This window comes from Cellvibrio mixtus subsp. mixtus J3-8, from assembly GCF_000766945.1.
Taxonomy (GTDB): Bacteria; Pseudomonadota; Gammaproteobacteria; order Pseudomonadales; family Cellvibrionaceae; genus Cellvibrio; species Cellvibrio mixtus_A.
This window is the reverse complement of the sequence record NZ_KN266215.1, coordinates 79,754-103,436: the sequence shown is the minus strand read 5'-3', so window position 1 is coordinate 103,436 and position 23,683 is coordinate 79,754. Positions and strand designations below refer to the sequence as shown.

At 44.6% G+C, this 23,683-nt stretch carries 23 protein-coding genes; 11 read left to right on the top strand and 12 right to left on the bottom strand.

The features are described 5' to 3' along the window. Window positions 1–50: 50 nt before the first annotated feature. On the bottom strand, window positions 51–1,613 hold the full coding sequence (locus tag A596_RS20505) for a tryptophan halogenase family protein (RefSeq protein ID WP_039918368.1): 1,563 nt from the start codon (window positions 1,611–1,613) through the stop codon (window positions 51–53). A 194-nt stretch (window positions 1,614–1,807) separates the two neighbouring features. Between A596_RS20505 and A596_RS20500 the strand changes: the two genes are divergently transcribed. The 9 genes from A596_RS20500 to A596_RS20460 all read left to right on the top strand — a co-directional run bounded on the left by A596_RS20500 (window position 1,808) and on the right by A596_RS20460 (window position 10,685). Next, window positions 1,808–2,353, top strand: a complete 546-nt coding sequence (locus A596_RS20500) for a hypothetical protein (protein WP_039918366.1) — start codon at window positions 1,808–1,810, stop codon at window positions 2,351–2,353. Further along, the gene (locus tag A596_RS20495; RefSeq protein ID WP_039918363.1) at window positions 2,354–2,923 is read left to right on the top strand and encodes a flavin reductase family protein; all 570 of its coding nucleotides are present in this window, start codon (window positions 2,354–2,356) and stop codon (window positions 2,921–2,923) included. A gap of 447 nt (window positions 2,924–3,370) precedes the next feature. Beyond that, a complete protein-coding gene (locus A596_RS20490; protein WP_052417752.1) occupies window positions 3,371–5,182 on the top strand; it encodes a fatty acyl-AMP ligase in 1,812 nt (603 codons plus the stop codon). Next, entirely contained in the window at window positions 5,176–6,132 is a 957-nt protein-coding gene (locus tag A596_RS20485; RefSeq protein ID WP_052417751.1) for an acyl-CoA desaturase, read from the top strand. The genes A596_RS20490 and A596_RS20485 overlap by 7 nt, the downstream gene beginning before the upstream one ends. Window positions 6,133–6,168: 36 nt before the next feature. Next, window positions 6,169–6,435, top strand: coding sequence for an acyl carrier protein (locus A596_RS20480; protein WP_039918360.1), 267 nt, complete (start codon window positions 6,169–6,171; stop codon window positions 6,433–6,435). 28 nt (window positions 6,436–6,463) lie between these two features. After that, window positions 6,464–7,453 (top strand): acyl-CoA desaturase, encoded by a 990-nt coding sequence (locus tag A596_RS20475; protein ID WP_052417750.1) that lies wholly within the window; start codon window positions 6,464–6,466, stop codon window positions 7,451–7,453. Window positions 7,454–7,464: 11 nt separating this feature from the next. Then, window positions 7,465–8,076, top strand: a complete 612-nt coding sequence (locus A596_RS20470) for a hypothetical protein (RefSeq protein WP_052417749.1) — start codon at window positions 7,465–7,467, stop codon at window positions 8,074–8,076. Beyond that, window positions 8,077–9,663, top strand: coding sequence for an FAD-binding oxidoreductase (locus A596_RS20465; protein WP_039918357.1), 1,587 nt, complete (start codon window positions 8,077–8,079; stop codon window positions 9,661–9,663). Window positions 9,664–9,869: 206 nt separating this feature from the next. Further along, window positions 9,870–10,685, top strand: a complete 816-nt coding sequence (locus tag A596_RS20460; RefSeq protein WP_052417748.1) for a DUF4349 domain-containing protein — start codon at window positions 9,870–9,872, stop codon at window positions 10,683–10,685. 148 nt (window positions 10,686–10,833) lie between these two features. Here the strand turns inward: A596_RS20460 and A596_RS20455 are convergent, their stop codons facing one another. The 3 genes from A596_RS20455 to A596_RS20445 all read right to left on the bottom strand — a co-directional run bounded on the left by A596_RS20455 (window position 10,834) and on the right by A596_RS20445 (window position 14,202). After that, on the bottom strand, window positions 10,834–11,802 hold the full coding sequence (locus tag A596_RS20455) for an alpha-E domain-containing protein (protein WP_039918354.1): 969 nt from the start codon (window positions 11,800–11,802) through the stop codon (window positions 10,834–10,836). 3 nt (window positions 11,803–11,805) lie between these two features. After that, complete coding sequence (locus tag A596_RS20450) at window positions 11,806–13,251, bottom strand: circularly permuted type 2 ATP-grasp protein (protein WP_039918457.1); 1,446 nt, start codon at window positions 13,249–13,251, stop codon at window positions 11,806–11,808. 318 nt (window positions 13,252–13,569) lie between these two features. Then, entirely contained in the window at window positions 13,570–14,202 is a 633-nt protein-coding gene (locus A596_RS20445) for a 2OG-Fe(II) oxygenase (protein WP_039918351.1), read from the bottom strand. A gap of 147 nt (window positions 14,203–14,349) precedes the next feature. Between A596_RS20445 and hemN the strand changes: the two genes are divergently transcribed. Continuing rightward, entirely contained in the window at window positions 14,350–15,753 is a 1,404-nt protein-coding gene (gene hemN / locus A596_RS20440; RefSeq protein ID WP_039918349.1) for an oxygen-independent coproporphyrinogen III oxidase, read from the top strand. A gap of 13 nt (window positions 15,754–15,766) precedes the next feature. Here the strand turns inward: hemN and A596_RS20435 are convergent, their stop codons facing one another. After that, window positions 15,767–16,588: a class I SAM-dependent methyltransferase gene (locus tag A596_RS20435; RefSeq protein WP_039918346.1), complete on the bottom strand. Its 822-nt coding sequence runs from the start codon at window positions 16,586–16,588 to the stop codon at window positions 15,767–15,769. 149 nt (window positions 16,589–16,737) lie between these two features. Further along, entirely contained in the window at window positions 16,738–17,397 is a 660-nt protein-coding gene (locus tag A596_RS20430) for a YiaD family glycine zipper/OmpA-like lipoprotein (RefSeq protein WP_039918343.1), read from the bottom strand. A gap of 239 nt (window positions 17,398–17,636) precedes the next feature. Here A596_RS20430 and A596_RS20425 point away from each other — a divergent pair, with 239 nt between their 5' ends. Then, window positions 17,637–18,161, top strand: a complete 525-nt coding sequence (locus tag A596_RS20425; protein WP_039918340.1) for a leucine-rich repeat domain-containing protein — start codon at window positions 17,637–17,639, stop codon at window positions 18,159–18,161. Window positions 18,162–18,218: 57 nt separating this feature from the next. Here A596_RS20425 and A596_RS20420 read toward each other — a convergent pair whose 3' ends face one another. The 6 genes from A596_RS20420 to nadA form a co-directional block, all read right to left on the bottom strand. Then, window positions 18,219–18,494: a PilZ domain-containing protein gene (locus tag A596_RS20420; RefSeq protein ID WP_039918339.1), complete on the bottom strand. Its 276-nt coding sequence runs from the start codon at window positions 18,492–18,494 to the stop codon at window positions 18,219–18,221. Between the two features lie 157 nt (window positions 18,495–18,651). Further along, window positions 18,652–19,362 carry a phosphoribosylaminoimidazolesuccinocarboxamide synthase gene (purC, locus tag A596_RS20415; protein ID WP_039918336.1) on the bottom strand — a complete coding sequence of 237 codons (711 nt, stop codon included), beginning with the start codon at window positions 19,360–19,362 and terminating at the stop codon, window positions 18,652–18,654. A 30-nt stretch (window positions 19,363–19,392) separates the two neighbouring features. Beyond that, window positions 19,393–20,163 carry an MBL fold metallo-hydrolase gene (locus tag A596_RS20410; protein WP_039918334.1) on the bottom strand — a complete coding sequence of 257 codons (771 nt, stop codon included), beginning with the start codon at window positions 20,161–20,163 and terminating at the stop codon, window positions 19,393–19,395. Further along, on the bottom strand, window positions 20,164–21,375 hold the full coding sequence (gene bamC / locus A596_RS20405; RefSeq protein WP_235425800.1) for an outer membrane protein assembly factor BamC: 1,212 nt from the start codon (window positions 21,373–21,375) through the stop codon (window positions 20,164–20,166). It abuts the gene before it with no gap. 34 nt (window positions 21,376–21,409) lie between these two features. After that, a complete protein-coding gene (gene dapA, locus A596_RS20400) occupies window positions 21,410–22,282 on the bottom strand; it encodes a 4-hydroxy-tetrahydrodipicolinate synthase (RefSeq protein ID WP_039918333.1) in 873 nt (290 codons plus the stop codon). Between the two features lie 131 nt (window positions 22,283–22,413). Continuing rightward, window positions 22,414–23,469 (bottom strand): quinolinate synthase NadA, encoded by a 1,056-nt coding sequence (nadA, locus tag A596_RS20395; RefSeq protein WP_052417747.1) that lies wholly within the window; start codon window positions 23,467–23,469, stop codon window positions 22,414–22,416. Window positions 23,470–23,683: the final 214 nt, after the last annotated feature.

Sequence of the window (23,683 nt, the reverse complement as noted above, 5' to 3'; positions counted from 1 at the left end):
AAAACATTATCCGGTCTAAAAATTAGCCGCCATTGCGGAGCGCCGCAGCATTAAATTTTTTGCAGCCCGTACTGTTTAATCTTGTTAACAATTTCGCGGTGCGTTGGCAGGATCTTTATAACCTCGTTAGTCTTTTTATGATTCGCCCTGAAAAATCCATTCGCCCGCTCAAGTGTTTCCGGATTCACTTTTTTAGTGGCTGGCCGCTGTGCAGTTTCGTAACCCATTCCATAAAGAATGTATTGGAAACTCGCTAACGGAAACAATTCCTCTGAATGAACTTCATCGTAGAACCAGGGCGCCTGGTATTTCCATAACGCTTGCAGCTCCTGCAAGCTTTGCGGGATGCTGGTGGGATCACGATGATCAAGCCAATATTGGGAGCTTGTGCGCTTACTCAATACGTAATGCAACTTTAAGAAATTAATAATATGGTTCCAGCGATAGGTAAACACATCATTAAACCGTTTTGCCACAAGGGTCATTGCAGCCCTATCTGCCGGTAATTGTTCGCTAATCATTCTCGCGGAAAGCTCAATCAAAATGATGGCGGATGCTTCCAGCGGCTCAATAAACCCCGCTGCCAGGCCCACAGCAACACAATTATTTTTCCAGAATACTTCGCGATGCCCGGGTGTAAATTTAATTTTCTGGAACTCGGTTGCATCAGCTTTTTCGCGGCCAATTGTCAGAGTCAAATAATCGCGGAATTCCTTATCCGCTTCTTCATCGGAAATGTGGGTGCGCGAATAAACATAGCCAACACCGCGGCGGGTTTGCAAACCAATATCCCACACCCAACCGGCAGACTGCGCAGTAGAAATAGTATTGGATGAAATCGGGCACTCAGGATCCAGATAAGGAACCTGCGCAGCAAGTGCTGCATCATTAAATAAGAATTGTTTTTTGCTGACCAATGGCACCTGGTAGTGTTTACCTAACAGTATTGACGCTAGCCCGGTGCAATCAACAAACAAATCGCCATGAAGCTCGCCGGTATTTTGGGTCGCCAGTGAATGGATATCACCATTCCCTGCTGAATTGATGCCGATAACATTATCGGTAATATGTTTGACACCCAGTTTTTCTATACAGTGTTTACGCAGGAACTGTGCAAATTTGGCTGCATCCAGATGATAGGAATAATTGGCTATAGCTTCAAATTCCGGCGTGCTAATCAATTTTGGTCCCATATGGTTTGCGCAAATCCGGCTTTGGATACAAACCGCATCGGAAAAAGATATTTCGTTGCGATGTGCTTTCCAATACTCAGCCAGGTTCAAATCGCGATAACCTACCGGTAACGTAAAGGGATGGTAATACTCATCGTCGTCCTCACCGGTAGTCCATTTGCAAAATTTGGATGCCTGTTTGAAAGCAACATCGCACTCACGAACAAATTCTGTTTCTGAAATGCCCATTTTTCTGATGGTGCTGCGCATGGTCGGCCAGGTGCCTTCACCTACCCCGACCAATTTAATATCTGGCGATTCAATCAAGGTAATTTGCACACCTTCATCACCATTACCATGCTCGGCGGCGAGTGTTCCGGCTACCAACCACCCGGCAGAGCCTCCGCCAACAATAACGATGTGTTTGACTGCTGTATTCATGGTGTTTTCCACTTATTATTTATTAATGTAAACCGAAAGGTGCCGTAGCTTGCCTGCCACATATCCATTAAGCTATTCGCTTTCCATTAATTTTCTCTATTGCACAATGGCTAAAAACCGATGGAATACATGTTGATGGTCACCCATACTGATTTGCGTTTCACTGCCTGTGCCTTCGCTCTTAAGGAAAAATAATGAACCGTTTTCTTGCCGCCTTATTAATTGCTTTTTCCAGTACATCGGTATTTGCATTGGATTTACCGGTTGTATTACAGGTGAAATATTCGCCATGGGGCGGAATAGATGCCGATGAAGACCAATTCGAAACTGATGAAAATTTCAGTCAATACGACATGACGTTTAATAACAGCTATAGCGGGCGCGCGTTAATCGGCCCTGTGTATATCTCCCATCAAAAAAGCAACGCCGATATTAAAGGTGACAATAATGTTGAGGTAAAAACCTTTGCAATTGGTTTGGCAGGCATCAATTATGATGCGCTTGACAGTCAATATAATGCTTACCTGATAGGCGGTATTGGTATAGGCAGGGGCACATTCCGGTTTAATAATAGTACCGAAACAACAGAGGATATGTTCGAGGCCAGTGCGGAAATAGGCATTAAACCTGCGGAACATTTAATGCTTGGTGCGGGCGTGGATTTTCAACATTTTGGGGAATTTCGCGAGAGCAAAGCATCCTCATGGACTTTTTACATCAGCAGTGGGCTAACTTTTTAAATGACACATATATCTATTCCATTAAAAGACAGTTACAAATTATTTAACCATGGCCCGGTCAGTATCATCACCAGTGCCCATGGTGAAAAACGCAATATCATGGCCGCCGCCTGGACAATGCCGCTGGATTTTTCACCCGCCAAAGTGGCAGTAGTGATTGATAAAAATACATATACCCGTGAATTAGTAGAGGCAAGCGGCGAATTTGGTTTGCAATTTCCCATGCGCAAAATTGCCAGGCTCACACTGGATGTTGGCGATATTTCCGGGCGCGATGCGGATAAATTTTCTCGTTTTAATATCAGTACATTTCCCGCTACGAAAATCACTGCGCCTTTTATTGAAGATTGTATCGGGTGGCTGGAATGTAAAGTTATCAAACAAGGTGCAGAAGAGATGGATCTAATTGTTGGCGAAGTTGTAGCTGCTTATGCTGATGCGGAACAATTCCTCAATGGTCGCTGGAGTTTTTCTGATGATCCGCAAAAGCGGAGTATTCATTACATGGCGGGTGGAGAATTCTATGCGACCGGTGACGCATTTCATGTCCCTGATAGTCCTTCAGAATAATTGATTAGGGGTTTTACTGATCTACTTTGAAATAAAATAGTCATTTAAAACATGAACAGATCAATGATTAACACGCGTGTGACTATCCTCAATGAAAAACGCCATTAAAAATAATGAAAACCTATCTGCCAAAAGACTGTTGATTTTTAAAAATAATAATAGTCAATTGTCGCCATAATCATAAAAATAAATTCGTTAACATTTTGGCATAAAAAATAACAATTAAAATACCATGTTCACAAAGCCGCAATAAATCCTGCGTATTAAGATGCCTTTGCCTGGTATCAATAAAAAATAAATTGGAATTGCATTGCAAAAAATCATAAAAAACTAATTCCAGCTATTTACTTTTTCCAACATAAAAATATGATCACCAGGATTTTTTCCTAACCAGGGTTGTGGATGCTCGTTAAAACACATCTACCACCACAGACATAAGGATAATTTATGGCTGTTGAATACAGGATTGATACGCCAGGGAATATCACTGAATACCTTGACCTGCACGCAAGGTCACAACCATTTTCCCTTGCATTCACATTTTTAGAAAAAGACGGTGTTGAGCAATCATCCGTTACGTTCGGTGAGCTGGATTTTTCAGCACGAAAAATTGCGTGGGCATTAAGTTACCTTCCATTCCAGTCCAGAATTATTCTAGCATTACCATCAGGGATTGAATTTATCCAGGCATTTATGGGATGCCTTTACGCGGGGATGGTTGCTATACCAGCCTATCCACCTGAAGGATCACAAAAAAGAAATCGCCTTTACGCTATTGCAAAAGATAGCGACTCAGAACTACTTATTACCTCCCGCACCATCAAAAATAAATATGAAAATCGCGTTGATGATACCGGATTAAATAGCGCCCAATCGCTAAAAAAAATACCCTGGATCGCGATTGAAAATTTATTACAAACTGTACCACTGCAACAAACGTCACTACCTGTTTTAGCACCACAAAATGCTGCTTTCCTCCAATATACATCAGGTTCAACAGGTTCCCCTAAAGGGGTTGTGATCAGCCATGAAAATTTATTAGCCAACCAACACATGATTGCGGAAGTATTCCAGCACAATAAAAACACTGTATTTGCTTCGTGGTTACCGTTATTCCATGACATGGGATTGGTCGGAAATATTTTACAGCCGTTATATTTGGGAATCCCCTGTTACTTTATGAGCCCGTTGACTTTTATCGAAAAACCGGCTCGTTGGTTAAACGCAATATCCAAATACAAAGTCACCACAACCGGGGCACCCAATTTTGGTTACGACCTGTGCGTAAAGCGTATTACAAAAGAACAATTTGCATCGCTGGATTTAAGCAGCTGGACTATCGCCTATAACGGTGCCGAACCTGTTAAAGCAACAACTATTGACACATTTTCTTCCAAATTTCGCGACTGCGGATTTTCCCGTACTGCCATGTTTCCGGTGTATGGTATGGCCGAGGCAACGTTATTAATCAGTGGTGGGAAGCCTTGTACAGAACCGGACATTCGCTATGTCAATAAAAGTGCACTGGCCGCGAATCGGTTTGAATGGATGGCCCGCGATAACAATGTTGGCGATGTGAATTACCAGGCATTAGTAGGAAATGGATATGCAGCAGATGGCCTCACTATAAAAATTATTGATCCTGATACATCCATTGAGTGCGCTGCCGACACTGTTGGCGAAATCTGGCTAAAAGGCAAAAGTATCTCTACTGGTTACTTCAATAAAAGCGATGTTAACTCCAAATTTTTTAAGCAACATATTGTTAACGGCAATATAGACCAGCAGTATTTTCGAACAGGAGATTTGGGAACCTTAAGTGGTGGCCAGCTTTTTATTACCGGCCGCCTGAAAGATATTATTATCGTTCGCGGAAAAAATTATTATCCGCAGGATCTGGAGCAAACGATAAGCACATCAGCAAGTGAATTATGCCTCGATGGTTGCGCCGTTTTTTCATGGAACAATCAAGGAACGGAGCGAATTATCGCGGTCCAGGAAGTTGAAAAGCGCTGGGTTCGCACCTTCAATACAGACCTCACAACAATAAAAATCCAGAATGAATTGCACGATGAACATGGTCTTCACCTGGATGCAATATTGTGGGTAAAACCAGCCACCATACCACGCACGACAAGTGGAAAAATTAGCAGGACATTATGCAAACAAAAATATCTTACAGGACAATTACATTATTTTTCTGTTTCCTGTAATGCCAACGTCCGGGTAATACCTGAACAGGAAAAGGGCTTATGTTAAACGATACGGCAATACCAGCAGATAATTCGCTTGCAAATATCACCACTATGGATGATGGGAACAAATACATATCCAGTTATGTGATAAAGAACCATGGACTGGATGTATTTCAAAAAATCCATGCAACAGCCATTATCGTTTTACCATTTATTGGTTTTATTGTCGCTTGTGCATTAATTCCTGTTTACGGATTTAGCAACCTGACATTCATCCTGTTTTTGGTATTTTATTTCATGACCATGGTATTGGGCATTACGGTTGGCTTTCATCGCATGCTCGCACACCGAAGTTTTACCACATCCAATAGTATTCGTGCACTACTCACGGTATTCGGTTGTATGGCGGCGCAAGGCTCACCAGTTTATTGGGTCAGCAATCATCGTCGCCATCACCAATTTAGTGATAAACCATTGGATCCGCATTCACCACATTACAACCAGGAAAAAAACCTCACACATTGGCAAGGATTTTTTCACAGCCATTTTGGCTGGATGTTTAATCACGATTTAACCAATAGCGCGCGTTATGCCAAAGATATCCTGAAAGATAAAACGGTTATGTCAGTGGGACGGCACTATTTTTTTTGGGTAGCACTGGGCATTTTACTACCACCAGCAATCGCAGGAGCAATTGAAGGAACGTTATCTGCAGCCATCATGGCATTTCTATGGGGCAGCATGGCGAGATTGTTTTTATCGTTCCATGCCACCAGCAGTGTTAATTCAATTTGCCATTTAACCGGCCATCAACGCTATAAAACAATGGATGGCAGCCGGAACAATGCCTGGCTATCTATCATCACTGGCGGTGAATCATGGCATAACAACCACCACGCCTTTCCATATTCGGCGCGTTTTGGGTTGCGCTGGTATCAACTGGATATTGGATATTTATCAATAGTGCTAATGGAATCCATTGGCCTTGTTAGCAATGTAAAACGTGTTAAATAACTGTCATTAATTTTTATCGTTCAAAAGGAAAATTCTATGAGTGATTTGCTAATTGATACCCCTGCACCTGGAGCCGAAGCGATTCAGAATTGGCTGTACGATTATATTGAGAATGTATTGGATTTTAATAAAGCAGACATAGTTTCTGATGTTCCATTGCAAAATTTGGGTTTGGATTCTTCTTCTGCTGTCGGATTAATTTCCGATTTGGCTGCATGGTCGGGAGTTCCCCTCGGGGTGAAAGTGCTCAGAACGCACAATTCGATTAAATCCCTGGCTGAATATGTAGCCCGGAACCACTAATAGGAAAGCAAAATCCTGGGGAAGTGTAATGAACACAAAACTATCTGATCCAATTCAATCCGTACCGGAAACAGCATTTGAAAATCCACGGGAAAAACGTGTTGTGCGCGTCACGTTAAATGATCCCGACGTAATATTTGCTCAAAAAATACTTGCTTCTGCCACCATTGTTTTACCTTTCCTGGGTGTAATTGCCGCGATTTATTTAATGGTTGTCGACGGTGGCGTGAGTGCATTGAATGTCGGCTTATTAATTGGAATGTATATATTAACTAACCTTGGTATCGAAATGGGATACCATCGATTGCTGGCTCATAGAAGCTTCCAAACAAGTTCATTTTTAAAATACCTGTTAACTATTCTTGGACAAATGGCTGGCGAAGGCGGCGTTATTTATTGGGTAGCAACTCATCGCCGTCATCACATTCATAGTGATACCGAACTCGATCCACATTCACCACATGTTCGCCACACCCACGCAAATCCGGAAAACCTTGGATTGGCAAAAGGGTTGTTGCACGCACATCTCGGCTGGATGATTAACGACAAAGTGACCAATAGCAGTGCCTTCGCCAAAGATCTCATTCAGGATTCTACTTTAAAAAAAATTAATGATTTGTATGTTCCGATTTTGATTCTTGGATTAATTATTCCCGGTGTTATTGGTGGACTTGCAACCCAGACATGGATGGGTGCATTAACAGGATTTATCTGGGGTGGCCTTGTGCGTATGTTTTTAGTGACCCAATCAACCTGGCTCAATGGTTCATTTGCGCATCGTTATGGTAGTAAGCCATATGAAACCGGAGATCACAGCGCCAATAATATGTGGTGCGCATTACCAACCTTTGGGGCCTCCTGGCAAAACAATCACCATGCTTACCCCACCGCAGCAAAATTGGGTTTTAAATGGTGGCAGGTGGATATCGCCTGGTATTTTATTTTTGTGTGCAAGAAAATCGGACTCGTCTGGAATGTAAAACACGTTGTATTAAGTTCGTTAAAACCCCGGCAATAAGGAGAATGGTAATGAGCAATACAACCAATTTTTCAATACGTATAATTTCCGGCGCTATTCCACAGGGTTTATATGAATTAAGGCGAGATATTTATTCTATTGAAAAAAAGTTCCTCAAAGAAGAATCACTGATTTGCCAGGAGGATTATGATGGGCAACACATTTGTATTTATCACAATGACAAATTAGTGGCCTCCATGTTTGGAATTGATGCACAACGATCGCCTTTTCCCACTTATACCGGCGTCCCTTTATCCGATTTAAAAAATTGTTACTATTCAACGCGCGGGATGATTCACCGTGATTATCGCAGCCGCCATAATTTGTGGGCATTGATTACCTACCTCACTTTTTTGACAGGAATAAAACTGGGATTTATTAATAACGTCAGCTTATTTGAAAATAAAGTCTTTGTTGAACTCATTATGGATGTGGAATGGATGGAAAATATTCCACGTGTCCTGGTGGAAGGTATTGATAAGCACTACGAAGTAATGCCTGCAATTGTTAATTTACGCTATGGATGCGCATCGGCATGGGAGCAATTGGATGAAGATGTTAAGCATTTATTGTCTGAACAGGATCTGCTGGTTCCTGAACTATCCCAAGCTGAATTAATTTAAATGAATACAGTCGCAAATAGTATCCAGCTTTTTATTACTGCTGTTCAAGATATCAACGACTCACCGGTTATTGTGCAAGGTGATGCACTGGTATCGTTTCAACAAAATACATTGGGTTTGTTACGCAAATTACAGGCGGTAATTAAGGTTACCAACCCGCACCAGATAGTTGCCATTGTCCGCCTCGCCAACTTTTATAAAATTGCACTTTATCCTGTAAGCACTGGAAAAAATTGGGGATTAGGTTCGCGCACGCCTGTCACCGACCATTGTGTGTTATTGGATATGCATGCAATGAACAAGGTTTTGGAGATTAACACTGAATTTGGTTACGCGTGTGTCGAGCCAGGAGTAACCCAGGCGCAATTAGCGCAAGCGCTGATTAATATTAACGCGCCCTTTTTTATTGATGTAACTGGCTCAGGGCGGGACACAAGTATTATCGGTAATACCCTTGAGCGCGGCACAGCTTATAATTCCTTGCGCGTTGAAACATTGATCACGATGGATGTAGTTTTAGGGAACGGAGATACCATCACCACTGGATTTGACTCCGCATTTAAGGTTGCTAATTTATATCCTTATGGTATTGGCCCGGATATGCTGGGTTTATTTTTACAATCCAATTTCGGTATATGTATTTCCGCTTGTGTCAAATTGCAGCCGAAACAGGAATCCCACACGGCGTTTATTGCCAGTGTGAACACCCGGAACGAATTAACACAACTGGTTGAATATTTGCGGGAATTATTTGATGCAAAAACGTTAAGCTGCGTAGTCCATATTGGCAATGAGCGCCGCAGGGATATATCCCTTACGCCGATTATTTTCAACCAGCTTAAGAATGACAATGCGCTTCAGCCCAGGGAAGTAGTGGAAAAAGTGGTGCGGGAAGAGTCCCAGGGAACATGGTCCGCCGTCGGATCAATTATGGGAACCAAAGAGCAGGTTAGACTCACGCAAAAAATCCTGAAAAGGACACTGGGTAAAACTGCAAAAGTATCCTTTATGGATGAAAAAAAATATTTATTATTATCATCCATTGCCAAGTGGTTATCGCTCCACCGGAAAACCTGGTTCTTGCAAGCCATAAAACCATTAATCGGGCTTACCCGGGGTATACCAACCGACGAAATGCTACGCAGCATTTATTGGCCCACACGCGACACTGAAGAAAAATGGCTTACCCCTGATAACAGCGATAACGGGATTTATTTTTGCGCTCCAATATTACCAATGAATGCAACCGCGATTAATACAGCGTTAAAAATAATTGAACAACATGCAAAGGAGTTTGCGGTCCAACCGGCGGTAACAATGAACACCTTGCGCGGTTGTGTATTGGAATGTGTTATCAGTATCGACTTTATAAAATCTGTGGATGCATCAAGGGATTCTGCCCATCGCTTTATCAGTACTATTCTGGATAACTTTATCGCTGCCGGCTTTCCCCCTTACCGGATTGATATTGGTAATATGGATAAAATTTTTACTACCAATCAATCTCTCTACCCGATCACTCGCCAATTAAAATCCATTTTTGACCCTAATAATGTTATTTCGCCAGGACGTTACAATTCTCTGTAGCCCTGGTTGTTTTCCTGCAAGCGAGCGCAGCACCGCCTGATTCTCGCTCATATTCTTCAGTCTTCGGCCATTTACTGCAGGCTTAAAAGCGAATGTAACCCAACCTTATTCAGCACCCATAAAGCCTACTGTACTACTATTAAACTCGAATACACCCGACAAATGTATTTTCCCCTCTGGTACTCATCAAGGATTTAATCTGGACTATGCGTAAATTAATCATTTCAGGTTTGACCTGCCTGCTTTTAGCTTTCAGCCTGAGCGGCTGTGAATACAACAGCGACAATAAAGCCGTGGAAAGCCCAACCGCCATGATGAAAGCTGGCTTGATTGCACAACGCCAAACTAACCCCTACCTTTCCTACGAACATAATTTAAGTGTAGAGCTGGCCAAGGAAGCACTTGACGCAAGGTATAAAGTGTTGACAGATTATTGTGCTGCCGACAGGGATAACAACTGTACTATCCTGGAATCCGAGCTTTCGGCGGGTAACTATAGCTACGGCAAAATCCGGGTGCGAATCAAACCGGCAGGTGTGGAGAAGTTTCTCGCACTTGCAGGTACTGACAGTGAAATTACCAACGAATCCACAGTAGTAGAGGATCTTTCAACACAGATTTTCGATACGGAAAAACGCATCAAGTTATTGCAATCCTATCAGGAAAATTTGCTGGATCTGCAAAAGCAAGCAAAGGGTGATATCGAATCGCTTATTAAGGTTTCACAAGAAATTGCCAACACACAATCGCAATTGGAGGATTTAAGCGGAAATAACAAAGCGCTAATGCAACGTGTAGAAATGGATATTATTAATATCCGATTATCCAGCCGTAGTGAAAACTCTTTCTGGCAACCTATTACCACTGCACTGGATGAGTTCAAAACTAATTTCGCTGAGGGCATTGCCGGTGCAATTACTATTACGGCCTACCTGATTCCCTGGTTGATTATTTTTATAATTTTATTTTTTATCTTGCGATTTTTCTGGCGCAAGCTCAGGGCCAAATCGCCAAAGCCGTAATCGTTTTTTAGCAACAACAGAAAACAGCTATTAGATAGTTGTTTTCTGTTGCCTGAAATAAAAAAGGCCCGAACAACGGGCCAGGTCTCAGAGAGACAACACGCAAGACGGTTGTGCCGATTTATATCGACACCGTTAACTCAAAACATCAGGCAGACTTCTGTTCCTGGGCCATCACCACTGGCAGGAACCAGGTTTGGGCGATTTTGAAATGCAGGTTTCCAATTTCCAATTGTAGTTCATCAATGTATTCATGTAATCCGGATTGCAATAACTGGTCCAGGTTTGCTTCATCCAGCTTTTGTTGGATATTGACAATGGATGACAACACATTTTCACTATTGGGCAACGCCCACAAACATTGCTCCAGTTGTTTTAAACAATGGGCAACAGCGCGCGGAAAATCTTCGTTTTGCAACAGGAAAGTTACTACTGCATTGGAGTTAACACGATCGCGCACATGCTGGCGATACATTTGGTAAGCACTGAGCGAACGCAATACGCTCATCCACAAAATATTATCGTAAGGTTCCAGAACTTCGGTACCACCGATAGATAAATGCGGCAGTAAATTCACCAGGCCAACATCGACAATACGCGTACTCATATCAGCACGTTCAAGGTTGCGCCCGATGCGAATTAAATCGTAAGCATTGTTGTGACTCATACAACCCGCAAGCAGGCCGGTAAATTGCTGCACACTGCTAATCACATGCAACAGAATAATATTGCGATCGCGACGCGATGTAACTTTGTCAGCGCGATCGCGAATATAGTGGTACAAATCATTAATTAATTCCCATGCTTCCATGGGCATAATTTCGCGTGTAATACGCGAATTTTCACGGGCAAAACTGAGAGAATTAATTAAGGAAGCGGGATTGTTTTTATCGGCCAGCATAAAATGCACAACCGTTTTTTCATCGGCGAGTTGGGTATCGCGCTCAAAATATTTGCCAGTGCCGCTAATATCAATTAATGAGCCCCAACCAACACGCACACCGCTGGGCAAATCCAGTAATAAATTGGAGTTTACATTCACCAGGCGCGCAGTGTTTTCGCTGCGCTCCATATAGCGCCCCAGCCAATAAATTCGTTCTGCAACACGGGACAACATAATTTAGTCCTCCACCACAATCCAGGTATCTTTACTGCCACCGCCTTGCGATGAATTCACCACATAGGAACCTTTGCGCATGGCGACTCGCGTTAAGCCTCCTGGTGTAACGCAGTGTTCCTTGCCTTGCAACACAAATGGACGCAAATCAATATGCCGCGGTTCGGCATTGCCATTGGTTAAAATCGGCGCAGTAGATAATGAGATTAATGGCTGTGCCATGTAGTTACGCGGATTGGCTTTAATGCGCAACGCAAATTCTTCCAATTCTTTTTTGCTCGCTTGAGGTCCGATGATCATGCCGTAACCACCGGATTCATTTGCCGGCTTCACCACCAATTTATCGAGGTTGGCGAGCACATGGTCGCACTGTTTTTTATCGACACATAAATAACTGGGCACATTGGCAAGAATAGGTTCTTCACCCAAATAATATTTGATCATGTCCGGCACAAAGGTGTAGATAACCTTATCGTCAGCAACACCGGCGCCAGGCGCATTGGCAAGGGCAACATTTCCCTTCAACCATGCACGCATTAAACCACGCACGCCTAATACCGAATCCGGGTTAAACATTTCAGGATCTAAAAATAAATCATCGATACGGCGATAAATAACATCGACACGTTTTAATCCATCAATACTGCGCATATACACGCAGTCATCACTATCCACTACCAAATCACTGCCTTCTACTAATTCCACACCCATTTGCTGGGCGAGATAAGAGTGTTCAAAGTAAGCAGAGTTATAAATGCCAGGAGTGAGTACCACAATTTCAGGACGATCTGATTTACGCGGTGAGAGCGATGCAAGTGTGTCGAATAACTGGTTGGGATAATCCGTGACCGGAACAATGTTGTGATTTTCGAATAATTCCGGAAATACCCGCTTGGTTACTTTGCGATTTTCCAGCATGTAGGAAACACCGGAAGGCACCCGCAAATTATCTTCCAACACAAAAAATTCGCCGTGGTTATCGCGAATCAAATCGCTGCCACAAATATGCGACCACACACCATACGCGGGCTTCATGCCCATGCATTCCTTGCGGAAATTGACCGAATCCTCAAATAAATAAGAGGGAACGACTTTATCTTTGATAATTTTCTGGTCGTTGTAAATGTCGTTAATAAATAAGTTCAGCGCAGTTAAACGTTGGATTAATCCACGTTCAGTTTTTTGCCATTCGCGTTGCGGAATAATGCGCGGAATAATATCGAAGGGCCATTCGCGATCAATGTTGCCGGCATCGCTGTACACCGTGAAGGAAATGCCCATGGTTTTAATGGCCAACTCCGCCGAGAGCTTGCGTTCTTGCAACTCCTCTCCCGAGAGGGAAGCGAGATATTGGGTAAGGTGTTTGGTTTCAGATCGGGGTTTGCCGGGCGCACTGATTAACTCATCATAGAAATGGCCAGAATGGTAATTCTGCCAATCTATTTTCATTTCACTCATAGTGACTTCCTTTAACATGCGCGGCCTCGCTTATCGTTTCTCTGAGCATTTTTCATTGTTATAGTGCCTGCCGAAAAACGCTTCCCTGGTTTCCATTTCTCCCCTCCCGGAAGAATTTCAGCAAGCTACGCCCAGTATCTTGCAAAAGCATTGCCAACTGCCAAAACAACAATTGCCCGCTATTTATAATGTCCATTACCTCGTAAATACCACCAAGCCATCCAACCGCTTTTAAAATAATTCCTAAGGATTTATCGCCTAAAAATATTCAAGGATTAGGTCAATACACCTTTTCAATCGCCAAAAATATTACGCGTTAATCCGAAACCATCCAGCGATACTCTGGCGCGAATGTCGTGCAGGCAAAACCTCATGGGGAAAGTCTTCACTGAGAAACAGGATTAGCCTGCCGCATTCTGGTGCAACACGAACAAGTTCCTGCTCTTCTGCTTCATCATAGAGCACCAGTTCGCCACCCGCCGTTAAATCCCAATCCGGATTCAAATAAAAAACACTGGAGACCTTGCGCCCCGGCTTGCCTCGAAATGCATCCCTGTGCTTTTTATAGAATGCACCTGGTGCATAACTGGCGAAATGCGCCTCATAATCGGCCAAACCGAGATATAACCGTTCATTGAGTGCCTGCCGGAGTTTATCCATGGCAGATAAAAATTCTGTGGCAGCCGCATCTCCCGCTTCCAACCATTGGATTGCATCACCGCGCACCAAATCATTGAGCTGATAATTACCTTCACGGCCAATACCGGCGCGTTTCAATTGGCTTTCACGTTGCCCGATAAGTGCTACCAAACCCTGGGTAAGGCTCTCAGGAAAAACGTTGTCGAGGATAATAAAGCCGGGGCCCACTAATGCATCAGCTATTTCATCGTAACACTCTGGTAAAAACCGTGGGGTTGGTGAAAATGGTTTGGTGCCGGACATAAAACTCATCGCTATTTTCAAAAAGTCGCATCATCAATCGAAGTGGCCATTATAGGCTTGATCCATGTCAATTCGGTGAGACCAACAAGTTTTTACCATGGCGATAAGCAAGCCATAGGTTTATCTGACCATCACAGGAAAAGCGCCATGTCCATTTTTGAAAAACCCATTGAGTGGGATGAGCAACTTCTCCAACGTTATGATCTGGCGGGGCCACGCTATACGTCTTACCCAACCGCACCACAATTTTCAGAATCATTTAGCCAATCAGCGCTGTTTCGAGCCATAGTGCGCAGCAATCTCGCCCACCGGCCATTGTCGCTGTATTTCCATATCCCGTTTTGCGAAAGCCTTTGTTATTACTGTGGTTGCAATAAAATTGTGACTAACAATAAAGGCCGCGCCCTGCCCTATGTGCAACGCATGATCCAGGAGTTGTCGCTTTATGCAGACATGTTTGAACCCAATAAGGAGGTTCAACAATTGCATTGGGGCGGCGGCACCCCGACATTTATTAGCGATGAAGAAATGTCGCTTTTGATGAACGCGAGCCGCCGCTTGTTTAAATTTGCCGATGATAAAAGCGGTGAATTTTCGATTGAAATCCATCCCGGAAAAGTCAGTATTAATACCATGGGGCATTTACGCCAGCTGGGATTTAACCGCGTAAGTATGGGTGTGCAGGATTTTGATGCGCAAGTACAAAAAGCCGTTAACCGCTACAACACCTATGCGCAGGTAGCAGAACTCGTAACTTCATTGCGCAATCAACAATATCAATCTATCAGTATGGATTTAATCTACGGCCTACCGCTGCAAAGCCAACAATCATTGCACGAAACATTACAGCAAGTGATTGATTTGGGGCCTGATCGATTATCACTTTTTAATTACGCCCACATGCCACATTTATTTAAAAGCCAACGATTAATTCGCGCTGAAGATTTGCCCAGCCCGCCTGAAAAACTGGCAATGCTGCATTTTGCGATAGAAACACTGCAAAATGCTGGTTATATCTATATCGGAATGGATCACTTTGCAAAACCGGATGATGATTTGGTAATCGCGCAGCAACAGGGAAAGCTACAACGAAACTTCCAGGGTTATTCCACTCACGGCAATTGTGATTTGCTGGCGCTGGGTGTTTCTTCAATCAGCATGATTGATAACGTGTACGTGCAAAATGCAAAGGATTTAAACAGCTATCAACAAAAAATGGATATGGGATTATTACCTATCACCAAAGGTTTTACACTAAACCAGGAGGACTTGCTGCGTCGCTTTGTGATCAACCGTTTGATTTGTTATTGCGAATTGTCTTTCCACGAAATTGCGCGCGCATTTGATATTGATCCGCAACAACATTTTCGCCATGAGCTGATGCAATTGCAGCCGCTGGTTGAAGATGGTTTGATTTATATTGATAACGGTGGAATCAAGGTGCTCAACAAGGGGCGCCTATTGATTCGCCGGGTTTGTATGGTTTTTGATGAATACCTGCAAAAAGCGGCAAATAAAGTGCAGCCAATTCGTTATTCAAGAATCATTTAAAAAAATAAACTGATCAAGAAAGCGGAAGGTGGTCCGGTAATTTTTTTATCGTGTAGATGTCATATCGGCTGGATTTTCCTTCCAGTTGATAAGACGGTGTTTGGTTATTCAAGAAAGGAGCCTTGCGCGGGCGCTTGACGACTACACGGTAATTTACATGTGCCAACGCTAACGGCAACAACGCATCCGCGTCTTCATCTTTACCGACTATTGAATGAAATGCTGCCATTTCTTTTTTTACATCAGCGGTTTTTTGCCGCTCGGGAAACATCGGGTCAAGGTAGATAACGTCGGGAAATGTAGCGGGAGTTAGTGTTGATAAATATTCACGACTATCCTGAGTAACCAATATTATTTTTTGCAGTAACGAAAACAGTTCACCATCCTGCTCGCGCGCGAACTCCTGCGCACGCATCAAGCCATCTTTCAATAACACTTGAACAATAGGTGATCGCTCCAACATAGTTACATTGCAGCCAAGGCTCGCCAGCACAAAACTGTCTTTGCCAAGGCCTGCCGTTGCATCTAGAACTTGCGGATAACAGCCGGCTTTAATGCCCACCGCCTTTGCAATCATCTGACCTTTACCGCCGCCGAATTTACGCCGGTGATCGACAGCACCGTCGGTAAAGCCTGCACGAACCGGCCCCGGCGCCTTGCGCCCGGTTTGCTGCAAAACGACACCGTTTTTATCAAACAATACAACGAACTCAAATTCAGTAATTGCTTCCGGGGATTGTTCGCACAATAAAGAGACCTGCAGTTGGGTAGCAAGTAATTCGGCATCTGCACGCAACGATAAATCGTTACACAAAACGGCAATAGGTTGGATCATGGGCAATCACTGAACGAGAATTGAAACGGTATTATCCACGCTGCAGATAGTAGTCGCAATTACACTTTTCTTTACTACACTACAGCCAATAAAAAAAGCCGCTGCGGTCTCCCGAGCGGCTATTGTGAAACAGAATATTGCAGTTTGAATTAATTACTTTCGTTAGGGACCAATTCAAGTTCTACACGACGGTTTTGCTCACGGCCAGTTGCAGTATCGTTGCTCGCAACCGGGTAACGCGAACCGTATCCATAAGACTGAATACGTGCACTGTTAACTTTTTGGCTGCGCAGATACATTGCAACACTGTCAGCGCGACGCTCACTCAACGGCTGGTTAATTTTATCGCCGCCCGTTGAATCGGTATGGCCAGTGACACGAATTGAAGTCTGGTTAAACTCGGCCAGGACTTTGGCAACCGAATTTAAAACATCATAGAAATTGGAGCGGATATCAGCACTGTTAGAGTTAAAGGTAATGTTGCCAGGCATGATCAATGTCAGATTGTTACCATCGCGTTGGACCTGTACGCCAGTGCCTTGCAATTCAGCACGAAGCTTGGCTTCCTGACGGTCCATATAATTACCTACACCACCGCCAATTGCGCCGCCAATCAAACCACCCTTGAGCGCACGCTCACGGCGGTCTTTCGCATTATCACCGGTTGCTGCACCCAATACCGCACCAGCGATTGCGCCAATACCTGCACCCTTTGCTGTTTTACTGGTTTTTTGCTCACCAGTGTAAGGATCGTTGGTAGTACAACCTATTAGACCAACAAACAAAATCAAGGCAAGTAGATATTTCATAGTGAACCTCCAATGGAACAAACGTATTGTTTTTGTCAGACCAGTAAACATCATAAACGTTTACAGCAGGCAGCAAAATCATAGCTGGCATGGGTGGATTGTCGATGAGAACAACTGAACCCATACTGAATTATGGATTCTAACATTGCTGTATACAGCCCATCTGTTTAAAGTGAACACCAATTCACATTTTCGGGAATCGTCAGGATTTCTATTCCGGTAACCATAAGGTATGCATTATGCAAATTAAATTTTCTTTAATCGCGCTCACTTTCATCGGTAGCGCCTTTTTAACCGCGTGCAACAATTACTCTGTTAGCGTAAATGACAAAACGGTTTATACCCCCGCACCATTATTCAAAGATTACCAGTTGGCAGATGCAAAATTAAAAGATTGTGTGGAGCAAACTATTTCCGATTTGAATGTTACAAAAGCCGATGACTTGATTCGCCTGAATTGCAGTGATGCGGGAATCACTTCAGTTGCCGGGCTCGATAAATTTTTTGCATTGGCCGAACTTAATCTGGCTAACAATCAATTAAGCGATATCAATGAATTAGGGAATCTGGGGCGGCTGGAAGTATTGGTATTAAACAATAATCAGATTAAAAATCCTGCACCGCTACTGAGCTTATTACATTTACAGACACTTGATCTGACTAAAAACCCGAATATGGCATGCAAGGATTTATACCAACTCGCCCAAAATTTGAGCCCCAACAAACCACAATTAAAATTACCGGAACAATGCAATAAAGGTTAAGAGGAATTAAAGCGGTAAAGGAAAGATAGCGCCCCTTTACAGGGGCGATAACAAATATTAAATAGCGCCGCGCACAAACATTAAGCCAATCGTATTACGCAATTGATGCACAACACGCATACGCACAGGCTCCGCATTAATTGCACCCACCGCTTTTTTAAATTTCACTGATACCTCGGTACCTACGGGCGGGCAAACCTGATTTTCAATTTGCACCTGGGCACCACCATCGGAAATATCCTTGGCAAAACCAACAATAGTTCCAAAGCTCGGATGAGACATTTCCACACGCACCGAAGTAGAGGTACGTTCAAACAAGCGGCGTTCATTCACAGTCGATTCTCCATATTTGGAAAGCCTTACGGCTTGGCCAAGATTATTATTGAGTATAGATAGGATTCGTCAAAATTCACTACGGCATCTGATTACACATAACTCTTGTATAAAAAAAAGGGGCTATTGCCCCTTTTTTTTGCTGCCGCCGGGCAAATTAAAACGTTAAACCCAAACGCTGGCCGACCAGCTCATAGGATTCAACCACATTACCCAAATTCTGGCGGAAGCGGTCCTTATCCAGTTTTTCACGGGTGTCTTTATCCCACAAACGGCAGCCGTCTGGTGAGAACTCGTCCCCAAGAATGACTTCACCTTTATGAATACCAAATTCAACTTTGAAATCTACTAACAACATATTGCCAGCAGCAAACAAATCTCTCAGCACGGCGTTGATCTTGAAAGTTAATTCTTTCATACGCGCCAACTGTTCAGCGGTTGCCCAACCGAAAGATTGCACATGATATTCGTTAACCATGGGATCACCCAATGCATCGTTCTTGAGGAACAATTCAAATGTAGGTGGATTCAACTCCAAACCTTCCTGCACACCCAAACGGCGCACCAGAGAACCAGCAGCAAGGTTGCGCACCACACACTCCACCGGAATCATTTTCATGGTTTTTACCAATGACTCGGTATCGGATAGTTGTTTGACGAAATGAGTAGGAATACCGGCTTCTTGCAATTTGGTCATGATGAACGCATTGAATTTATTGTTCACCATGCCTTTGCGATCAAGTTGCTCTACACGTTTGCCATCAAACGCAGAGGTATCGTTGCGAAACAACATGATTACATGATCCGGATCATCAGTTCCGAAAATAGATTTGGCTTTGCCAGCGTAGAGTTGTTCGCGCTTTTCCATTGATAGACCTGCTGTATCTGAAAGATAAATTTAAAAAACGGATAACCAGTCGAAACCCTGGTTCTGGCACGCAAAGGTTATTTGTTTGACCTCTGCCGTGACAGGTGCCAAAGCGGCCTGGGCCAGCTCCAGCGAATTATTTTGTTGGCTGATATGTGCCACTACCAAATGCTGCAACCGGGCACAGTTCAAGCGCTGTAAAAAACCGGCTGCCTGCTGGTTACTCAAATGCCCCCACAAACCACCCACACGCTGCTTTAATGAAGGTGGATAAGGGCCGGACGCAAGCATAAAAGGATCGTGGTTAGCCTCGAGCACCATCGCATCCAGATCCTGGTAATGTGATTCTACATGAGCGGTAATACTGCCCAAATCGGTCAGCACCCCCAGGCGAATTCCGGTTCGTTCAAAAATAAACTGGGCTGGCTCCCGCGCATCATGGGGGACAGCCACCGGGATAACGTTAAGTTGATCCAACTCGAAGGCGGCGTAGCCTTCTATTAAACGCAAATCCGGTAGCTCACCTAAATTACGGCTTTGATAGGTGCCAGGCGTCATATACACCGGCAAACCGTAACGGCGTGCGAGCGGGGCAACCCCTTTGATATGATCGGCATGCTCATGGGTAACCAATATAGCCGTCAAATCTTCCGCTCGCCTTCCCAGTCGCTCCAGCCGCTGGTTTGCCTCCTTGACGCTGAAACCACAATCAATAAGCAGCATCCCTGAATCCCACTCCACCAATGTCGAATTGCCCCGACTACCACTTCCCAGTGAAGCAAAACGCAGTGACGCCATCATTTAAATCAGGTTTTTACGCAATACAGTCAACAACTCTCGCGCCTCATGGGGCGTCAAACGCTTGCCATAGGGATCGCGGACACGCACTACAAAATTATCCTTGGAACCGGTAACTACTAACAGATAACCTGGTGCATCAGGGTTAACTTTCTCTTTGTCCCGATCTGAGCGAGGCGCCTTGTCAAAAGCCTCATCAGTGGGCAGCTGCGCTTTTAATTGCTTTAGAGAATAAGGTGTAGTTGGTGGCTTGGGATTCAAACCAACACGAAACAAGCGCTTCAACCAGCCCGGCTTGTTTTCCTCCGGGTTCAGGTATTCAACGTAATAAAGGCCTGCATCGCCATCAACATCAAAGGTAGTGAAACCATCTTTTTTGGCAGCATAACTAATGGTCGCCAGAGCACGCACCCTATCCAGTTTGATAGTCATCAACGGCTCGCCGCTGAGCATACTCAAATTAGCCTTTACCGAACCGCCAATATCCTGTGCCAGCAGGGAAGTACCACCTTCACTGGTCTCACTGGCCAATGTCGCTGCCAGCTCATCCAGCAACCATTTTTCACGCTCGGCATTTACAGAGCGCTGCGGCCAGGGCATATCCGCTTGTGGCTTTTCAGCCGTAGGGACGCTCATGTGGGTGATGTGAATTTCTGTGGTATCCGGTTGTACACCCTGATCGATTTGCATGCGATAACGATCATAAGTGGTTAAATCAGTTTTAAATTGCAGCCAACTGGTTTCAATAATACCTTTGCCGATATCCGCCTTGCTGACCGCCAGGGTATTTACATTGAGGAAGTTACGAATACGCGGCCAAACTTCTCCCGGTGCGGCATTGATCAGAATCCAGCTTTCTCCACCTACGCGTTGGATCTTGACGTTTTCCTGCTCCGAATTGGCCGCTAACGGCATAGGGCGCGGCACTTCATAGTTCGCATCGGGATCATAACCAAAATCTGAAGCGGTGATAGGGGGAATAGGATACAACTCACCCATGGATTCGGATTTCTTACCAGCCGGTAACACCAGTGGCGGAATATTATCTGCCTTCAGGTAATCAGCTTCGCGATTACGGAAAGCACCTTCTTCACCAAAAAATATGCCGCAACCGGAGAGGGATAACCCCAACCCCATAATGCATGCCAGCAAAAGAGGACGCGAAATAACCGAAGAATTCGTTGTTGTTATAGCCATTGCTTTAATAGGACTCATGAATCATCTCATCGACAGCAGCAGAACAGATGTTTTAAATCGTTGCTGCCTGCATAGCTGCTTTAACCTGTTGGTGATACTGCTCTGACAAACGCGTCAACGGCAGGCGAATACCCGATTGGATCAGGCCCAGTTGCTCAACGGCCCACTTCACTGGAATCGGGTTGGACTCCACAAACATGGCAGTATGTAAAGGTAACAAGCGCTCATTAATTGCACGAGCTTCATCGGCCTTACCTGCCAGTGCCAATTCACACATACGTGCGATGGCCGCAGGTACGACATTCGCAGTGACAGAAATATCCCCTTTGCCACCTAAAAGAATCAGGTCAACCGCAGTGGCATCGTCACCAGAGATAATGGCGAAGCCTTCAGGTGCGTTTTCGATCAATAATTTTGCCCGTTCCAAATCACCAGTTGCTTCTTTAATACCGATGATATTAGGAACAGAAGCCAGGCGCAGGACGGTCTCCGGCTTCATATCAACACCGGTGCGGCCAGGTACGTTATAGAGGATTTGGGGAATAGCGACTGCGCGCGCGATATGGGTATGGTGCAACACCAAGCCTTCCTGGGTTGGCTTGTTGTAATACGGCGTTACCAATAAACAGGCATCCGCACCAATGTCTTTAGCAGCTTGGGTCCACTCAACCGCTTCCGCTGTAGAGTTGGCTCCAGTCCCGGCAATAACCGGAATACGGCCATTCACTTGATCAACTACTTTTTTGATAACCGCCAGATGCTCATCAACATTCAATGTTGGCGACTCACCGGTAGTACCCACAGCAACAAGTGCATGAGTGCCCTGCTCCAGATGCCAGTCCACCAATTTATGCAGTGCGGCCCAATCGAGGGAATTATCTGCATTCATCGGGGTAACCAGGGCAACCATACTGCCTTGAATCATCGGGGGACTCCATTAGCTAACCACAACGGCTAGCGATACAAAAGAAAGTGGATAATCAAATTAACAAGGGCGCAATGGTACTGAGTGGCCCCGCGCGAAACAAGCAAAACCCCATCAGGATACGCGAATACTTATTTCCTGAAATCCAGCATACGCTGCAAGGGAATCATCGCCCGCTTGCCCAGCTCGGGGTCCACATGGATTTCATTGTCGGCCCGGTCAAATACTGAAGCGAGATTATCCAGCACATTCATTGCCATCCACGGGCAGTTAGCGCAAGAACGGCAGGTAGCTCCACTGCCAGCAGTCGGTGCGATATGGAAAATTTTATCGGGATTGACCTGCTGCATCTTGTAGAAAATACCCTGGTCAGTTGCAACGATAAATTCGCGATTAGGCAAGGTTTGCGCAGCTTTGATCAACTGGGAGGTAGAACCTACAACATCAGCCAACTCAACCACAGCCCTGGGTGATTCCGGATGTACAAGCACTGCAGCATCGGGATACAACACTTTCAGGTCTTCAACACCTTTAGCCTTGAACTCTTCGTGAACGATACAAGCGCCATCCCACAACAGCACATCTGCGCCTGTTTTTTGCTGCACATAAGCCCCCAGGTGCTTATCTGGTGCCCATAGGATCTTTTTGCCCTGGCGATCAAGGTAATCAACCACGTCCAACGCGATACTGGAAGTCACCACCCAATCAGCACGCGCCTTTACCGCCGCCGATGTATTGGCATAAACAACGACGGTACGATCAGGATGCTGGTCGCAAAATGCCGAAAATTCATCGATGGGGCACCCTAAATCCAGCGAACAAGTCGCCTCCAGGGTCGGCATTAGCACACGCTTTTCGGGGGTGAGGATTTTCGCCGTCTCCCCCATAAATTTAACCCCGGCAACAATCAACGTATCTGCCGCGTGATTTTTACCGAAGCGCGCCATCTCCAACGAATCGGAAACACAACCACCAGTTTCCTCAGCCAATGCCTGAATTAACGGATCAGTGTAGTAGTGCGCAACCAGTACCGCGTTGTGCTGCTTGAGCAAGAATTTAATTCGGTTCTTATAATCGGCTTCTTGCTCAGGCGTATATTGAGGAGCGCTCCAGGCGCGAGCAAGATGCTGCTTAACGAGATCTTGCGCCGCAGAATCGCGTGCAGCCAAATTAATAAATTCAGACATGAAATCGCCTCAGGAAAGACACATTCGCATAGAGTAAAAAAGCCAATGCGTTAATTTGCACGCAATTTTATCACACCCGCATTGAAGGCATGACAGCTTGTAACATCGCCCGATAAATAATCAACCATACCGAACCAACAAACACCCGATAAGCAGCCAATAAAAAAGGGCACTTGGTAAAGTGCCCTTTTAGTTGGAGTTATTACTCCGTATA